This window comes from Pseudomonas sp. PDM09 (assembly GCF_014852305.1).
Taxonomy (GTDB): Bacteria; Pseudomonadota; Gammaproteobacteria; order Pseudomonadales; family Pseudomonadaceae; genus Aquipseudomonas.
In genome coordinates, this window is the sequence record NZ_JACVBI010000007.1 from 325,793 (window position 1) to 342,224 (window position 16,432).

The following is a 16,432-nucleotide window of genomic DNA, read 5'->3' on the forward strand; positions in this document are numbered from 1 at the left end:
CGTCCACAGTTGCCTGAAGTCTGTTGAACTTACGCGGGTCGTACGGAAATTCGTTATGCGTTGTTTGCTGTTCGCTTGTCTGCTGCTCGGCTCACTGCCTTCATTTGCCCTGGATCGCTTTCAGGTCGAGGGCTACACGTTGCGCAACGGCCTGCAATTGGTCCTCAAACCGGGCACCGAGCGCGGGCATGTGGCGATCCGGTTGGTGGTTGGCGTAGGCCGGGATGATTTCAGCTGTGCCGACAAGGAGCTGCCGCATCTACTCGAACATCTGCTGTTCAGCGGCATCGACGCCACCGGCGAGGGTGGTCTGGAAGAGCGCATGCAGGCCCTGGGCGGCGAGTGGAATGCTTATACGAACAATGCCGACACGACCTTCGTCATCGAAGCTCCGGCGAAAAACCAGCGCAAGGTCCTCGACCTGCTGTTGGCGCTGTTGACCCAGACCCGTATCGATGACCATGCGATCAATGTCGCCAAGCAAGTGGTCGAGCGCGAAGACGGCGGTCATTACTCGCACCTGCAACGCTGGTTGGATCGCCAGGACCTGGGTCATACCGCCAGTAATCAGTTGGCGGTGGAACTGGGCCTCAAATGCCCCGAGCGCGCGCAAGTCGATCACCTGACCCGCGAGCAATTGGAGAAGGTGCGCAAGGACTGGTATGCGCCTAACAACATGACCCTGATCGTGGTCGGCGACCTGGACCGCCTCCTGCCGGCCTATCTGGAGCGGGCCTATGGTGCGCTCGAAGCGGTTGAGCCTAGCGCTCACCTGCCGCTGCCAGACATTCAGGCCAGCGCGGCCCACGAGCGCAATTTGAGTAACGGTTTCGTCGGCGGCGGTGCCAAATTGCATTGGCTGGTGCCGGAACCGGTGCTGGAAGACCAGCATGACGAAACCTTCGACCTGCTCAAGGACTATCTGGACTGGGCGCTCTATCGCCAATTGCGCCTGGCCCATGGGTTGTCCTACGGTCCCTCGGCCGAGCGCGAGATATTTGGCGGGGTGGGCTTCATGAGCCTGAACGCCGACCTCGATCGCGACGACGTGCTGGCAGCGGAACAGGTGCTGGATGAGCTTAAAGCCGATCTGCTCAAGAGCGGCCTCGATGCCGCCACCTTCGCCCGTCTCAAGCAAGCCGCCATCGCTCGCCAGGCCTGGGCCGTGCAAGGCAACAGCGCCCTGGCGGACTATTACTGGAGCGCCCTTGGCGACTATGAGGATGGCCATTTCGTCAACCCGGCCAAGGCACTGCAAGACGTGACCCGGGCCGAGGCGAACAAGGCAATGCGCGAATTGCTGCTGCAACCGGGGTATCTGCGGATCGAGAAGCCGCTGATGAGTTATGACCAGGTGATGTGGACGATTGTCGGGGTGCTGGGGCTTATCGTGTTGATGTTGCTGGGTTGGCGCCTACGCCACAGGACTTTGTAGCAGCTGGCGCAGCCTGCGTTCGGCAGCTGCTACAAAAAACTCGCAATCGGACTACGGCCCTCGCCACACCGTTCGGCCAACGGTAACCTGTCGAGGATTTTTCCCACGACTATTGTGAACCGCCGAATGCCGAATCTGACCCTGTACGTACAGCGCATCCTGGAATTGATGAAGCGCTATCCCGGGGTCATTGCGCTCGGCGGTTTCATTTCAGGGGTCGGCAGCTTCATGCTGGTGGATCGCCAACAAGGTCTGGCGACGTGGATCACCACCATCATGCTGATCAGCTGGGTCTGGTTGATGCTGGAAAACAGCCTCACCAAGCTGTTCGCCAGGGTCTTCAAGCGCGAAATACCCCAGCCATTGCTGCGTTACGCAACGCAGATGATCCATCAGGAAAGCCTGTTCTTCGTCCTGCCGTTCTTTTTAATCACCACCACCTGGAACAGCGGCCAGTTGTTCTTCACTGGATTACTGAGCATGGCGGCGCTGATTTCGATCATCGACCCGCTCTACTACAAATGGCTGGCACCGCGCCGCTGGGCGTTCCTGGCGCTGCACACACTGACCCTGTTCGCGGCCCTGTTGACCGCCCTGCCCGTCATCCTGCACCTGACCACCGCCCAAAGCTTCAAGCTGGCGCTAGGCATTGCCATGCTGCTGTCGTTCCCGAGCCTGGCCTCGATCTTCCCGATTCGCACTGTGCGCAATGCGCTGGCGATCCTCAGCATCACCGTCGGCATCGGCGCCGCTGGTTGGGTGCTGCGCTCTTGGGTTCCGCCGGCGACCTTGTGGATGACCGATGTGGCGATCAGCACCCAAATGCAGGACCGTACCCCCGGCAAGAGCCTGGAAGAAGTCAGCGCCGAGCAGATTCGCGGAGGTGGGCTGTACGCGTACACCGCGATCAACGCCCCGCGAGGTCTGGCCGAACGGATTTATCACGTCTGGATGTTCAACGGTAAGGAAGTCGACCGTATTCCCCTGGACATCCACGGCGGGCGCAAGGAAGGCTACCGCGCCTGGACCCACAAGCAGAACTTCCCCGGCAACCCCGCAGGCAAATGGCAGGTCCGGGTGCTGACTGAAGACGGTCAGTTGATTGGCGTGCTGCGCTTCAAAGTCATGGACAGCACACCCATCAAAGAAAAGTAACGCGGTTCGTGCTATTAGTCAGATCTGCGTAATAGCCGAACAAGCACGGAGCTTATGACTAGCAGCACAACGCCTGGCAGTGCCCGACTGGACACCTCGCACAGCCCTGCCCTGTTGCGGGTCACGGGTGACTGGACGCTCGCCCATTACGCCGACCTCAGCCGCCTGAGTGAAAAGCTCCGTGGCCAATACGACAACAACACCCACATCGATCTCAATGACCTCGGAGCGCTCGATACGGCGGGTGCGTCATTGCTGGTGGAGTTGCTGGGAGCCGAGCGTCTGGGCCAATCTGCCGAACACCCCGATTGCACCCTTTCCTCCGCGGATCGCGCCTTGTTGCAGACGGTGTATTGCTCGCTGACCGATTTCTGCGTGCCGATCAAAGAACCGGAAATCAGCGTCAGCATTCAACTGCTGACCCGCATCGGCCGCGCGGTCGATGCTGTTTGGCAGGACACGTTGCAACTGTTGGGTTTCGTCGGCCTGATCCTGGAAACCATCGCTCGCGGGCTGTTTCGTCCCAAGCGCTGGCGCCTCACGCCGATGGTCGCCCACATCGAACAGACCGGCCTCGACGCGGCCCCCATCGTCGCCTTGCTGACCTTTCTGGTGGGCGCTGTGGTGGCGTTTCTCGGGGCGACGGTGCTGGCGAGTTTTGGCGCGAGTATTTTCACCGTGGACCTGGTGGCGTTCTCTTTTCTGCGGGAGTTCGGCGTGTTGCTCACGGCGATCCTGATGGCGGGCCGCACCGCCAGCGCGTTCACCGCGCAGATCGGTTCGATGAAGGCCAACGAAGAAATCGACGCGATCCGCACCCTCGGCCTCGACCCGATGGAGTTGCTGGTAGTACCCCGCGTCCTGGCGTTGCTGGTGGCGCTGCCGATGCTGACCTTTCTGGCGATGTTGTCAGGGATTGTCGGCGGTGGCGTGGTCTGTGCGCTGTCGCTGGATATCTCGCCAGCGATGTTCCTGTCACTGCTGCAATCGGACATCGGCGTTCAGCACTTTCTGGTGGGGATCGTCAAAGCGCCGATTTTTGCGTTCCTGATTGCCGCCATCGGCTGCCTCGAGGGCTTCAAGGTCAGCGGCAGCGCCGAGTCCGTCGGCGCGCACACCACGTCCAGTGTGGTGCAGTCGATTTTCGTGGTGATCGTGCTCGACGCCGTGGCTGCGTTGTTTTTCATGGAGATGGACTGGTGAGTCGTTTACCCCGAGCGCCTTCAGAGGCAGTGATCGAAGTCCGTGGGCTGTGCAATCGCTTCGGCCGCCAGAGCGTGCACGAGAATCTCGACCTGGACTTGTACAAGGGTGAGATTCTGGCGGTGGTCGGCGGTTCTGGCAGCGGCAAATCGGTGCTGCTGCGCAGCATTGTCGGCCTGCGTCAGCCCAGCGAAGGGCTGGTGAAGGTCTTCGGCAAGAACTTGCCGAGCCTGTCGGAACACGAGCGCTCGCTGGTCGAACGGCGGTTCGGTGTGTTGTTCCAGAAAGGCGCCTTGTTCTCTTCGCTCACCGTGACCGAGAACGTTGCCCTGCCCCTGATTGAACACGCCGGCCTGAGCCGTGCCGACGCCGAGCATCTTGCGGCAGTGAAAATGGCGTTGGCCGGGCTGCCGTTGTCGGCGGCCGACAAATACCCTGCTTCACTGTCCGGCGGCATGATCAAGCGCGCAGCCCTGGCCCGAGCACTGGCGCTGGACCCGGACATCCTGTTCCTCGACGAGCCTACCGCCGGTCTAGACCCAATTGGCGCCGCAGGCTTCGATCAACTGATCCTGACTCTGCGCGATGCCTTGGGCCTGAGCGTGTTTCTGGTGACCCACGACCTCGACACGCTCTACACCATCACCGACCGGGTGGCGGTGCTGGCGCAGAAGAAAGTGCTGGTGGCGGACGCCATCGACAAGGTGTCGGAAACCGATGATGCGTGGATTCACGAATACTTCCATGGCCCTCGCGGCCGCGCGGCGCTGACGGCCGCTAACCAGCTCAACGAGGTCTGACATGGAAACCCGAGCCCATCACGTATTGATTGGCCTGTTCACCGTCATAGTGGTGGCAGGCGCCCTGCTCTTCGGTCTGTGGCTGGCCAAATCCAGCGTCGATACCGAATTCAAGGATTACGAAATCGTCTTCAACGAGGCGGTCAGCGGCCTGTCCAAGGGCAGCGCCGTGCAGTACAGCGGAATCAAGGTCGGCGATGTGGTGATGCTGCGTCTGGACCCGAACGATCCGCGCCGGGTGTTGGCGCGGATTCGCCTGGGCGGAGACACTCCGATCAAAGAAGACACTCAGGCCAAGCTGGCGCTAACCGGGATCACCGGGACCTCGATCATCCAGCTCAGCGGCGGCACGCCACAAAGTCCGACGCTCAAGGGCAAGGACGGCAATTTGCCGACCATCGTGGCATCGCCCTCGCCCATCTCTCGATTGATGAACGACAGTAACGACCTGATGACCGGTGTGAACGTGTTGATGCAGAACGCCAATCAGATGTTTTCTTCGGAGAACGTCGAGCGCATCAGCAAGACCCTTGAGCATCTGGAGCAAACCACCGGCACCATCGCCGACCAGCGCGGCGACATCGGTCAGGCCATGCAGCAACTGGCGTCGATCGGTAAACAGGCCTCCGCCACACTCGAACAAACCGCTGCGTTGATGCGCAACGCCAACGGCCTGCTCAACGATCAGGGCAAGCAGATGTTTGGCAGTGCCGAGCAAGCCATGAAGTCCCTGGAACAAAGCAGCGCGACCATCAACACATTGCTCTCCGCCAATCAGGATTCCCTCAACAGCGGCATGCAGGGCCTCAATGGCCTGGCGCCGGCGGTGCGCGAGCTGCGCGATACCTTGAGCTCGTTGCGGACCATTTCCCAGCGGCTTGAGGCCAACCCCAGCGGTTACCTGCTGGGCAGCGACAAAAACAAGGAGTTCACGCCATGAAACTGGCTCATCTCGCCCTCCTCGCCGGATCTGCGTTGATCGCTTCCTGTTCGATTTTCCCCAAGACCGAGCCGTCCGATGTCTATCGACTGCCGTCGGCACAGCGCGACGCATCGGCCCAACACGGCACGCCGCAGCGCTGGTCGTTGCGGCTGGCCAAGCCTCAGACCAGCGAAGCCTTGAACAACCCGAAAATCGTCGTAATCCCTCAGGGTGATCTGATCAGCAGCTACAAGGCTTCACGCTGGAGCGATCCGGCACCGGTGCTGTTGCGCAATCGTCTGCTCGATGGTTTCCAGCGTGACGGTCGCGTGCCGTTGCTCAGCACCGATGACAGTAATTTCCAGGCGGACCTGGAACTGGGCGGCAACCTGCAAGCGTTCCAGACCGAGTACCAAGGCACGGCGGCGAGCGTGGTCGTGCGCCTGGATGCGTTGTTGGTGCGTGGGTATGACCAGCGAATCCTCGCCAGCCGACGCTTTGAAGTGCGTCAGCCGTTAAGCGATGTGAAGGTGTCGGCGGTGGTGACCGGTTTTGGTCAGGCCAGCGATCAATTGACGGCGCAGGTGGTGGCCTGGACGGTGGAGCAAGGTCAGAAAGTTGCGCCGCCGCTGAGGCCATAAACGTCGGACGCACATCTAATGTGGGAGCGGGCTTGCTCGCGAAGGCGGTGTGTCAGTCAACAGGGATGTTGAATGTACCGGCCTCTTCGCGAGCAAGCCCGCTCCCACAGGGTTTTCGGTTAGCCGAAGAACCAGTAGCAAACCCCGATCGCGCCAAGAACCCCCGCCAACTCCGCCAGCAACGCACACCCCACCGCATGTCGCGCGCGCTGAATGCCCACCGCGCCGAAGTACACCGCCAGTACATAAAAGGTTGTTTCAGTACTGCCCTGAATCGTCGCCGCCACCAGCGCCGGGAAGCTGTCGACTCCAGAGGTTTTCATGGTTTCGATCAGCATTGCCCGTGCGGCGCTGCCGGAGAAGGGTTTGACCATGGCCGTCGGCAGCGCGTCGACAAAGCGGGTGTCCCAACCGGCCCACTCCACCAGATGACGGATCCCGTCCAGACCGAAATCCAGTGCCCCGGATGCTCGCAGCACGCCCACGGCGCAGAGCATCGCCACCAGATACGGCAGCAGGTTCTTGGCCACGTCGAAGCCTTCTTTGGCGCCTTCGATGAACGCCTCGTAGACCTTCACTTTGCGCAATGCGCCGATCACCAGAAACAGCATGATCAACCCGAACAGCGTCACGTTGCCGAGAATCGATGACAGGCTCGCCAGAGCGGTCGCCGAGAGCGTCGCCAGCAGCGCCATGAACGCACCGAGGGCCAAGGCACCGGGAATCAGGTAGGCGAGCACCACCGGGTCCCACAGGCGCAGACGCTGCATGAACGCCACCGACAACAAGCCCACCAGGGTCGAACAACTGGTGGCCAGCAGGATTGGCAGGAACACCAGGGTCGGATCGGGCGCACCTTGCTGGGCGCGGTACATGAAAATCGTCACCGGCAGCAGGGTCAGGGACGAGGCGTTGAGTACCAGAAAGAGGATCTGCGCGTTGCTGGCGATGGTGTCGCTGGGATTGAGCTCTTGCAGCGCCTTCATGGCTTTGAGGCCGATCGGCGTGGCGGCGTTGTCCAGGCCCAGGCCATTGGCGGCGAAGTTGAGGGTGATCAGACCGATGGCCGGATGCCCGGGCGGCACCTCCGGCATCAGGCGCAGGAACAGCGGGCCCAGCGCCTTGGCCAGCCATTCGACGATCCCGGCCTTTTCGGCAATCCGCAGAAAACCCAGCCAGAGGGTGAGGGTGCCGAACAGCAGGATCATGACCTCGACCGACAGTTTGGCCATGGCGAAAATGCTCTCCACCATCGCCGCAAAGATTCCGGCGTTACCGCCGATCAGCCACTGCGCGAGCGCCGATACGGCCGCCACGATGAAGAAGCCAAGCCACAGGCCATTAAGCATCAGTCAAATCCCCCGGAAGATGCGGCGAATGATAGCGGGGTAGGCAGAAACGACAAACCCCGGATTTCTCCGGGGTTTGTTTAGTACCGCTAGCAAAAGACCAATGTGGGAGCGGGCTTGCTCGCGAAGAGGCCGGAACATTCAACATCTTTGTTGACTGATCCACCGCTTTCGCGAGCAAGCCCGCTCCCACAGGGTTATGCATTAGTTGCTGGAGATTTCACCAACCGGCAACTTTTCCTTGCTGCGCCAGTGCGGCAGGGAGTTCCAGTAGCGCTCGCCCTTGGCGTCGTCGTACATACCTTCCCAACGTGCGATGACCAGCACGGCCAAGGCGTTACCGATTACGTTCAGCGCGGTACGGGCCATGTCCATGATGCGGTCGACACCGGCAATGAACGCCAGGCCTTCCAACGGAATACCGACACTGCCCAGGGTGGCCAGCAGCACCACGAAGGACACGCCCGGTACGCCGGCGATGCCTTTGGAGGTGACCATCAGCGTCAGCACCAGCAACAACTGTTGGCTGATCGACAGGTCAATGCCGTAGAGCTGGGCGATGAAGATCGCCGCGATGCTTTGGTACAGCGTCGAACCGTCGAGATTGAACGAGTAGCCGGTCGGTACCACGAAGCTGCAAATGGCTTTCGGCGCGCCGTAGGCTTCCATCTTCTCGATCACGCGCGGCAGCACGGTTTCGGAACTGGCGGTGGAGTAGGCCAGGACCAGCTCATCCTTGAAGATGCGCATCAGCTTGATCACCGAGAAGCCGAACAGGCGAGCGATCAGGCCCAGCACCACGAAGGCGAAGAAGGCGATGGCGAAGTAAACCAGAACGACCAGTTTGGCCAGCGGCAGCAAAGAGGCGAAGCCGAAGTTGGCCACGGTCACAGCGATCAGTGCGAACACGCCGATCGGGGCGTAGTTCATGATCATGTGGGTGACCTTGAACATGCTTTCCGATACGCCCTGGAACATCTTCACCAGCGGCTCGCGCAGGTCCGATTGCAGGCTCGACAGACCGAGACCGAACAACACGGAGAAGAAGATGATCGGCAGCATCTCGCCGCGGGCCATGGCCGCGAAGATGTTCGACGGGATCAGGTTGAGGATGGTCTGGATGAACGCATGTTCATGCTGAACTTCGGCGGCAGTGGCCTGGTACTTGGAAATATCCACCGTACCCAGGGTGCTCATGTCGATGCCGCTGCCCGGATGGACCACGTTGGCCAGCACCAGACCGACCAGAATGGCGATGGTGGTGACGATCTCGAAGTAAATGATGGTCTTCAGACCGATGCGACCGAGTTTCTTCGCGTCACCCACGCCAGCAATGCCGACGATCAGCGAGGAGATCACGATCGGGATCACGATCATCTTGATCAGACGGATAAAGATATCGCCTGCTGGTTGCAGTACGTTGCTGATCCACCAGGCTTTTTCGGCACTGAAATGGTTGAGCAGTGCACCAATTGCTATCCCCAGAACCAGACCGATGAGGATCTGCCAGGCGAGGCTAAGCTTTGCCTTCTTCATATCTTTACCCTTACTTGCGTTTGACTCAGGCTGATGCATGAACTGAAACGCTCAATGGCGAACAAGTCTTGCATCGGCCCCCGTATAAGGTCCCCGCGAGCGAGCATTTACAGCTCTCAGGCAGCGAAAAAGGCGCAACTATTCCGATGCTGGGAAGCGCCGTCTAATGCCGTAAACGCCTACCCTATGCCGAATCGGCATGAGATTTTCTTACTGAAACCCGCGTCCCAAGCGGTTTGAATGCGACATTCAGGCGGGCATAAGTGCCGTATGCCGGCCATTTCAGCGCAGGACGAAGGTTTTTAAATAAGCGGAAATTTAGGAAAAAGCCTACGTTTGGCTGCGAATTCTCTTATCGGGAAAGTCGGAGCTTTCTCGATATACGGTCACGAAGAAACACCGCGAAACGGTTTTGCGGGGAATATGCACCAATAGCAGATGAGCTGAATGCTCTAGATCAACGTTTTGCACGTTGAAGCTCTCCGCAAGTTCGTCGAGCCGCTCTGGGCCCCGGCGAACTTGCGTCGCAGCTTTGCCTGACCCGGCCCTTGCGCAGGTACTCCCTGTACCCGTAGGTCACTCCGACCCTGAAACAGTCAGAACGTCCCGACCCCTTGGTCATGCGTCTACCGTCCTCGGGTAGCGCAGTGGAAAAAGGCGCTGTGGCCTCTTTCGTGTTTCGAAACTCAATACCAGTCTGGATCTTCTTTAATTGGCACTGCCGCCCAGAAGCAGGGCGGCTGCCATTGTCTTTAACGAAATGCTCATGTTCAGCCTCGACCGCGGCGGCCAAAGAAGAAGGAAGCAATGAACATCACCAGGAATACGACAAAGAGAATCTTGGCGATACCCGTGGCGGTGCCCGCGATACCACCGAAGCCCAATACTGCAGCGATGATGGCAATGATCAGGAATGTGATTGCCCAGCTCAACATGGTGATTCTCCTTACGCTTCTATTTAAAGGTGTTGCTTGTGGTGCTTATCCCGGCGCGTTGAGCGCGCCAAGTTCGTTTACTTAAAACACCCAACGCTCCTGAGGCGTCTCGTCCACAGGCTGGGCCTGGTCGACGTCCATCATTCGCATCGAGTCGCTGTCAGCCAGGTTGCTGCTGACCGCGCTGAAATGGGTTTGGGGTGCGTGTGGAATCGACAGGTGCGGCGTCTCTGGCTGCTGGCTCTGTTCCCAGCGCAAGAACTGCTGGCCGCCAATCAAGGTGATCAACAATGCCAGCAGGGCAAACAAACCTTGCTGGATATGCAATGGCGAGATACGCAATTGGGCGGCACCTTGGCGATTCATCCTGAAGTTCCTCCCTCTAGGGGTAGGTTGGCGGGCACTGATTGATTAAATGCCCTGATTACTCAGTTACCTGCAGCCTGCATGCCACCTTTTTGTCAGGTTTAATCTGATTAAAATCAATTGGTTACATGGTTTGTGGAAATGGGTTTGGACGCATCCTGCACGATGGCCCATTCAAGGCCGTGCGTAATGCACGATGGATTCGCCAAAACTTTCAATATTTTTGGAATTGAAGGAAGGGCGCGGATGTCAGAAAGGGACGCAGGCAATTGCCGAAGAACGGTTCATTAATAAAAAATTAAATAAATCAGTGGGTTATCTTGTTGTGAAGTAGATAGCACCGCTGATATGGCTGAAATCGGCCACAATCAATCATGCAACTTGCCCGATTTTTCCGGGCCTAACCCACTTCAACAATAAAGGAGCGTAGGAACATGGAATCAGCCACTGAGCATCAAGGCCGCATTCTGCTGGTAGACGACGAGTCCGCCATCCTTCGAACCTTTCGCTATTGCCTCGAAGACGAAGGCTATAGCGTCGCTACAGCGACCAGCGCGGCTCAGGCTGAAGCCTTGTTGCAGCGCCAGGTTTTTGATCTGTGCTTCCTCGATTTGCGTCTGGGCGAAGATAATGGCCTTGATGTGCTGGCTCAGATGCGCATCCAGGCGCCCTGGATGCGGGTGGTGATTGTCACTGCTCACTCGGCCGTGGACACTGCCGTGGATGCGATTCAGGCCGGTGCCGCCGACTACCTGGTCAAACCTTGCAGCCCCGACCAGTTACGCCTGGCCACTGCCAAACAACTGGAAGTTCGGCAACTCTCGGCGCGCCTGGAAGCCCTCGAAGGTGAAGTGCGCAAACCCAAGGAGGGGCTGGATTCCCACAGCCCGGCGATGAAAGTGGTGCTCGAAACCGCACGCCAGGTCGCCAGTACTGACGCCAACATCCTGATTCTCGGCGAGTCCGGCACCGGTAAAGGTGAACTGTCACGGGCAATTCACGGCTGGAGCAAACGCCAGAAGAAGTCCTGCGTCACCATCAATTGCCCGTCCCTGACTGCCGAACTAATGGACAGCGAACTTTTCGGCCACAGCCGGGGGGCGTTCACCGGTGCCAGCGAAAGCACGTTGGGTCGTGTCAATCAGGCCGACGGCGGAACGTTGTTTCTCGACGAGATCGGCGATTTTCCCCTGACCTTACAGCCAAAATTGCTGCGTTTCATTCAGGACAAGGAATACGAACGCGTGGGTGACCCGGTAACCCGTCGCGCCGACGTGCGAATCCTCGCCGCCACTAACCTCAACCTGGAAGACATGGTTCGCGATGGTCGTTTTCGTGAGGACTTGCTCTATCGTCTCAACGTCATCACCTTGCACCTGCCGCCGCTTCGCGAGCGCAGGGAAGATATTTTGAATCTGGCGGACCGCTTCCTGGCGCGCTTCGTCAAGGAATACTCGCGTCCAGCCCGGCGTTTCAGCGACGAGGCGCGCGAAGCGCTGCTCAGCTACCGCTGGCCGGGCAACATTCGCGAGCTGCGCAACGTGGTGGAGCGCGCGAGCATTATTTGTCCGCAGGAGCGGGTAGAGCTCAGCCACTTGGGCATGGCCGAAACCCCGACCAACCACACGCCACGCATTGGTGCTGCGCTGAGCCTGGATGAACTGGAAAAAGCTCACATTGGCGCGGTTCTCGCCACGGCCGACACGCTGGATCAGGCGGCCAAAACCTTGGGTATCGATGCCTCGACCCTGTACCGCAAACGCAAGCAGTACAACTTGTGAGTCGTAACCGATGAAACTGGCGATGACGTTGCGCACCCGGCTGTTTCTGAGTATTTCTGCACTGATTACGGTGGCGCTGCTTGGGCTCTTGCTCGGGCTGGTTGGCGTGATGCAGATGGCAGGGACTCAGGAAGCCCTGATCCGTGACAACTTCGTCACGCTGGATCTGGGATTGAAGCTGCGTCAGACCCTGGGTGATCAACTGATCATCATGCTCGACGAGCAACCGGATCCTGCGGCGTTTGAGGCGTCCAAACAGCATTCCCTTGAATTGTTTGACGAAGGCATTGCTCGCGAACCGTCCAGCGAAGGTGCCCAGTATGGTTTCAAAAAGGCCAAGGCTGATTATCAGAACCTACTGCAGTCCTTTGATTTTTCCAGTGCTCCTATCCAGGTAGTCGGTAGTGACGGGGATCTTGCGGAAAAATTCAACGCATTGCGTAATGGTTTGATCTCTGAACAGAAGCGCGCACTGGGAAACATCACTGAGATCGAACGCAAGGCACGGGAGCGGGCACTGTTGATTGCCGGCCTGCTTGGGTTGGTCGGGGTGGCGGTGTTGTTCATCGGCTTCATTACCGCCCATGCGATCGCCCGGCGGTTCGGGGCTCCGATCGAGGCCTTGGCCGCAGCGGCTGACAACATCGGCCAGGGTAATTTCGAAGTGACCCTGCCGATTTCCTCCGCGGTGGAAATGAACCAACTGACCCGGCGTTTCGGCATCATGGCCGAGGCCTTGCGTGAGCACCAGGCTACCAATATCGACGAACTGCTCGCCGGCCAGCAACGCTTGCAAGCGGTGCTCGACAGCATCGACGACGGTTTGCTGATCATTGATCGTCAAGGTCATCTTGAGCACCTCAATCCGGTGGCTCAGCGTCAGTTAGGCTGGGACACCGATCGTCTCGGCCAAGGGCTGGGTACGGCGCTTGAGCGTCCCGAACTGGATGAACAACTGCAACTGGTATTGCGCGGTGGCACCCTGGAACGAGCGCCGGACGACCTGAGCATCGAAGTCGATGGAGAGTCGCGATTGCTGACATATAGCCTGACGCCGGTCAGCCATACCCAGGGGCATATTCTCGGCGCTGTGATGGTGTTGCATGACGTTACCGAACAGCGGGCCTTTGAAAGGGTGCGTAGCGAGTTCGTCTTGCGCGCCTCCCATGAGTTGCGCACACCGGTTACCGGGATGCACATGGCATTCGGCCTGTTCCGCGAGCGGACGCATTTTGCCGAAGACTCCCGCGAAGCTGACCTACTGGACACCGTCAACGAAGAAATGCAGCGCCTGATGCAGTTGATCAACGACTTGCTGAATTTCTCTCGCTATCAAAACGGCCTGCAAAAACTCTCCTTGGCGCCATGCTCCATCGAAGACTTGCTGGATCAGGCCCAGACACGTTTTGCCCGCTTGGCGCAGGAGAAGGGTATCGAACTGCTGGTGGAAGTGCAGGGGCCGTTGCCGCGGTTGCAAGCCGATCAGGCGCAGCTGGAACGGGTGCTCGACAACCTGATCGACAACGCCTTGCGCCATACCTCCCACGACGGACTGATACGTTTGCAGGCCCGGCGCCATGGTGAACGGATGATTATCAGCGTCGAGGACAACGGCGAAGGCATTGCCTACGGCCAGCAGGGACGGATCTTCGAGCCCTTCGTTCAGGTCGGTCGCAAAAAGGGCGGTGCCGGGCTGGGTCTGGCGCTGTGCAAGGAAATCGTGCAGTTGCACGGCGGACGGATGGGTGTCTATTCGCGGCCGGGGCAGGGGACGCAGTTCTACATGGCGCTGGCGATATAAGCCGGTGCCCTCTCAGGCTTCGTCATCCTGGCGTCGCGTGGTCAGTCGGCGGCCACGGGTAATCAGTTCGATGAACTGCACGGCGCTCAGGGCGTGGGCGAACAGCCAACCCTGACCGAATTTCACCCCTTCGCTGCTCAGAAACACCGCTTGGGCTTCATGTTCGATGCCTTCGGCAATCACCTTGAGTTGCAGGGCCTGAGCCATGCGAATGATGTGCGGTGCCACGCCGCTGCTGGCGGCGTCATGCCCCAGCGCGTCGATAAACGCCTTGTCGATTTTCAGGCAGTCCACCGGTAGGGTCTGCAGGTAGGCGAGGCTGCAATAGCCGGTGCCAAAATCGTCGATCAGCACTTGATGCCCGACATCCCGCAGGGCTTGCAGGTTTTCTCTGGCCACCACCACGTCCACCAATCCGCGCTCGGTCACTTCAAAGGCAATTTGCCTGGCCGCCACCCGGTGCATGCTCAGCAGACGCGCCATCACCTGACCGATACGCGGCACCATGACATCGCAGGCCGCCAGATTGACCGAGATGTACAGCTGCGGATTGGACCGCAACAGTTGCCCGAGCTGTTCCAGCAGGCGCTGTAATACGAAGTCGGTCATCTGGCGAATCTGGCCGGTATTCTCCGCCATCGGAATGAACAGGTCGGGACTGGTCAGCGTGCCGTCCGGCCTGCGCCAGCGCAGCAGGGCTTCAGCGCCGACGCAGTTGCGGCTGTCGAGGTCAAAGATCGGTTGATACAACACCTGTAGCTCACCTCGCCGCATAGCGCCTTGCAGTTCGGCATCCAGCGACTGACGCTGGCGTACCAGCAGAAACACCAGAATGCCTACACAGGCACTCAGCGCCAGGCTGGCCGGCAGTAGCCACCACCATACCGGCGGTACATGCATTCCGGTACGTGGGGTGATCAGTACCAGTTGGTATTCGGGGGTGTTAGTGGGCATTCGGTAAATCAGGCGGGTAGGGGTGACTTGCAGCGCATCGGGGCTTTTCGGGGGCCAGGGCTCCGCGGGGGGCCAGGCCTGAGCGACACCGAGCACCGGAATCGCCCGGGTGCCATGGTCGAGCACCACCAACAGGCTGCTCCCCGGAGACAGATCGACCATGTCGGTCAAATGCCCGCGGGACGTCGCAACCCGGAAATTGCCACGCCCAAGCATCAGTGCTGCGCGGTTCTCATCGGGTTCGGTGGTGGTGTTCAGCCAATAGCTGTAGGTGGGGCCCTTGATGTCCGGCGGTCGGATCAGCGATACCCCTTCCTGGCGGGGGCGGTTGGAGCAGATTCGCGACGTGTCCATATAGGCGGCTTCATAAACGAAGCGGTAATTGAAGCTGACCTGCTGCAGGGTGGCGATCATTTCGTCATCGCAACCTCGCAGCGGTTGGGCTTCCAGGTCATCGAGGCTTTCGCGCAATTGCCCGAACAGCTGCTCCAGCCGGACCAGAAAGCGTTCTCCCTGGGCATTCATTTCCTGGCTTTCGTTGTGCTCGACCTGATTCATCGCCACGAACAAACTGCCAACCGTTAGAAGCGTTGCGCTCAAGGCAGTAGCCAGCATCGCCAAAAACCAAGGGCGATAGAACCAGCTATGCAGTCTCTCCCGAGCAGCAGGCATCATGGAATATCCGAAGAATTACCAATGAGTTATAGCTGCTGATTTGGAAAAAGCGCTGACCGTCGGGCGGGCGTCATTATTTTGTCTGATTCAACACCTGAAGAATCGCCGCGGTCTGGGCGTCCGGTGTCCCATCGAAACGGGAAGGGCGAAAATGCAGCTGGAAGGCCGCCAGCACATTGCGTGTCGCTACATCCAGTTCGCCGGTTTGCGGCGTGGCATAGCCCAAGCGGGCAAGCTGCGCCTGAAACCAACTGATGCTGGGTAATTGCACCGCGAACTGCGCTTGCTGCCGCGCCACGGCCTGCTCGTTCGGCCATATTCCCAAGCCTTCGGCCGCCAGGCGCTTCCAGGGAAACAGCGGGCCGGGGTCGAGTTTGCGCATCGGTGCGATGTCGCTATGGCCAATGATATGACGGGGGCTGATGCCTTGGCGCTTACTGATGTCTTTGAGCAGGAAGATCATCGACTGAATCTGGGCTTCGCTGTAGGGATACCAAAGACGCCCGTTCGGGGTGTCCTCAAAGCCCTGATTGACGATCTCGATACCAATGGAACTGGAGTTCAGCCAGGTCCGGCCTTGCCATTCGCTTTCGCCTGCGTGCCAGGCCCGGAAATTTTCATCGATCAGCTTATAAATAGTGGCGCGCTTGTCGTCGCTAATCAGGTAGTGGCTGCTGACCTCGCCATGGGTCAGCAATTGCAGTGAGGTTTCCAGGGATGCGGAGGTGTAATGCATCACCACGAACTGAATACGATTGTCGTAATTGGCTGAACGGTGGCTGGTATCGATTCGGGGGCCGCTGGCACAACCGGCCAATAGAAGCAGCGAGACAATAAGAGCAAGACATTTCATGGTGGGAGGCAGTACACGCAAGACAA

The 16,432-nt window shown here is 59.2% G+C and carries 14 protein-coding genes; 8 read left to right on the forward strand and 6 right to left on the reverse strand.

Annotation, left to right across the window (positions count from 1 at the left end):
* Window positions 1–55 precede the first annotated feature (55 nt).
* The 6 genes from IB250_RS18835 to IB250_RS18860 all read left to right on the forward strand — a co-directional run bounded on the left by IB250_RS18835 (window position 56) and on the right by IB250_RS18860 (window position 6,156).
* Window positions 56–1,435: a M16 family metallopeptidase gene (locus IB250_RS18835; protein WP_192345208.1), complete on the forward strand. Its 1,380-nt coding sequence runs from the start codon at window positions 56–58 to the stop codon at window positions 1,433–1,435.
* Window positions 1,436–1,561: 126 nt separating this feature from the next.
* Window positions 1,562–2,590 (forward strand): DUF5924 family protein, encoded by a 1,029-nt coding sequence (locus tag IB250_RS18840; protein ID WP_192345209.1) that lies wholly within the window; start codon window positions 1,562–1,564, stop codon window positions 2,588–2,590.
* A gap of 54 nt (window positions 2,591–2,644) precedes the next feature.
* A complete protein-coding gene (locus IB250_RS18845) occupies window positions 2,645–3,793 on the forward strand; it encodes an ABC transporter permease (protein ID WP_192345210.1) in 1,149 nt (382 codons plus the stop codon).
* Window positions 3,790–4,593, forward strand: a complete 804-nt coding sequence (locus IB250_RS18850; RefSeq protein WP_063342006.1) for an ABC transporter ATP-binding protein — start codon at window positions 3,790–3,792, stop codon at window positions 4,591–4,593. Before IB250_RS18845 ends, IB250_RS18850 begins: the two co-directional genes overlap by 4 nt.
* 1 nt (window position 4,594) lies before the next feature.
* Complete coding sequence (locus tag IB250_RS18855; protein ID WP_192345211.1) at window positions 4,595–5,533, forward strand: MlaD family protein; 939 nt, start codon at window positions 4,595–4,597, stop codon at window positions 5,531–5,533.
* Complete coding sequence (locus IB250_RS18860) at window positions 5,530–6,156, forward strand: ABC-type transport auxiliary lipoprotein family protein (protein WP_192345212.1); 627 nt, start codon at window positions 5,530–5,532, stop codon at window positions 6,154–6,156. The genes IB250_RS18855 and IB250_RS18860 overlap by 4 nt, the downstream gene beginning before the upstream one ends.
* Before the next feature lie 119 nt (window positions 6,157–6,275).
* Here the strand turns inward: IB250_RS18860 and IB250_RS18865 are convergent, their stop codons facing one another.
* The 4 genes from IB250_RS18865 to IB250_RS18880 all read right to left on the reverse strand — a co-directional run bounded on the left by IB250_RS18865 (window position 6,276) and on the right by IB250_RS18880 (window position 10,342).
* Window positions 6,276–7,505 carry a nucleoside recognition domain-containing protein gene (locus IB250_RS18865; protein WP_192345213.1) on the reverse strand — a complete coding sequence of 410 codons (1,230 nt, stop codon included), beginning with the start codon at window positions 7,503–7,505 and terminating at the stop codon, window positions 6,276–6,278.
* Window positions 7,506–7,709: 204 nt separating this feature from the next.
* A complete protein-coding gene (gltP, locus tag IB250_RS18870) occupies window positions 7,710–9,041 on the reverse strand; it encodes a glutamate/aspartate:proton symporter GltP (protein WP_123500496.1) in 1,332 nt (443 codons plus the stop codon).
* Between the two features lie 770 nt (window positions 9,042–9,811).
* On the reverse strand, window positions 9,812–9,976 hold the full coding sequence (locus IB250_RS18875; protein ID WP_003177151.1) for a DUF1328 domain-containing protein: 165 nt from the start codon (window positions 9,974–9,976) through the stop codon (window positions 9,812–9,814).
* Window positions 9,977–10,057: 81 nt separating this feature from the next.
* The gene (locus IB250_RS18880) at window positions 10,058–10,342 is read right to left on the reverse strand and encodes a hypothetical protein (protein WP_192345214.1); all 285 of its coding nucleotides are present in this window, start codon (window positions 10,340–10,342) and stop codon (window positions 10,058–10,060) included.
* Window positions 10,343–10,776: 434 nt separating this feature from the next.
* Here IB250_RS18880 and algB point away from each other — a divergent pair, with 434 nt between their 5' ends.
* On the forward strand, window positions 10,777–12,123 hold the full coding sequence (algB, locus tag IB250_RS18885) for a sigma-54-dependent response regulator transcription factor AlgB (RefSeq protein WP_008076269.1): 1,347 nt from the start codon (window positions 10,777–10,779) through the stop codon (window positions 12,121–12,123).
* A 10-nt stretch (window positions 12,124–12,133) separates the two neighbouring features.
* Window positions 12,134–13,924, forward strand: a complete 1,791-nt coding sequence (locus IB250_RS18890) for an ATP-binding protein (protein ID WP_192345215.1) — start codon at window positions 12,134–12,136, stop codon at window positions 13,922–13,924.
* Window positions 13,925–13,936: 12 nt separating this feature from the next.
* On the opposite strand, the gene IB250_RS18895 is transcribed toward IB250_RS18890, so the two are convergent.
* Window positions 13,937–15,553 carry an EAL domain-containing protein gene (locus IB250_RS18895; protein WP_192345216.1) on the reverse strand — a complete coding sequence of 539 codons (1,617 nt, stop codon included), beginning with the start codon at window positions 15,551–15,553 and terminating at the stop codon, window positions 13,937–13,939.
* A gap of 73 nt (window positions 15,554–15,626) precedes the next feature.
* Window positions 15,627–16,406 carry an N-acetylmuramoyl-L-alanine amidase gene (locus tag IB250_RS18900; protein WP_123500505.1) on the reverse strand — a complete coding sequence of 260 codons (780 nt, stop codon included), beginning with the start codon at window positions 16,404–16,406 and terminating at the stop codon, window positions 15,627–15,629.
* Between the last annotated feature and the right edge of the window lie 26 nt (window positions 16,407–16,432).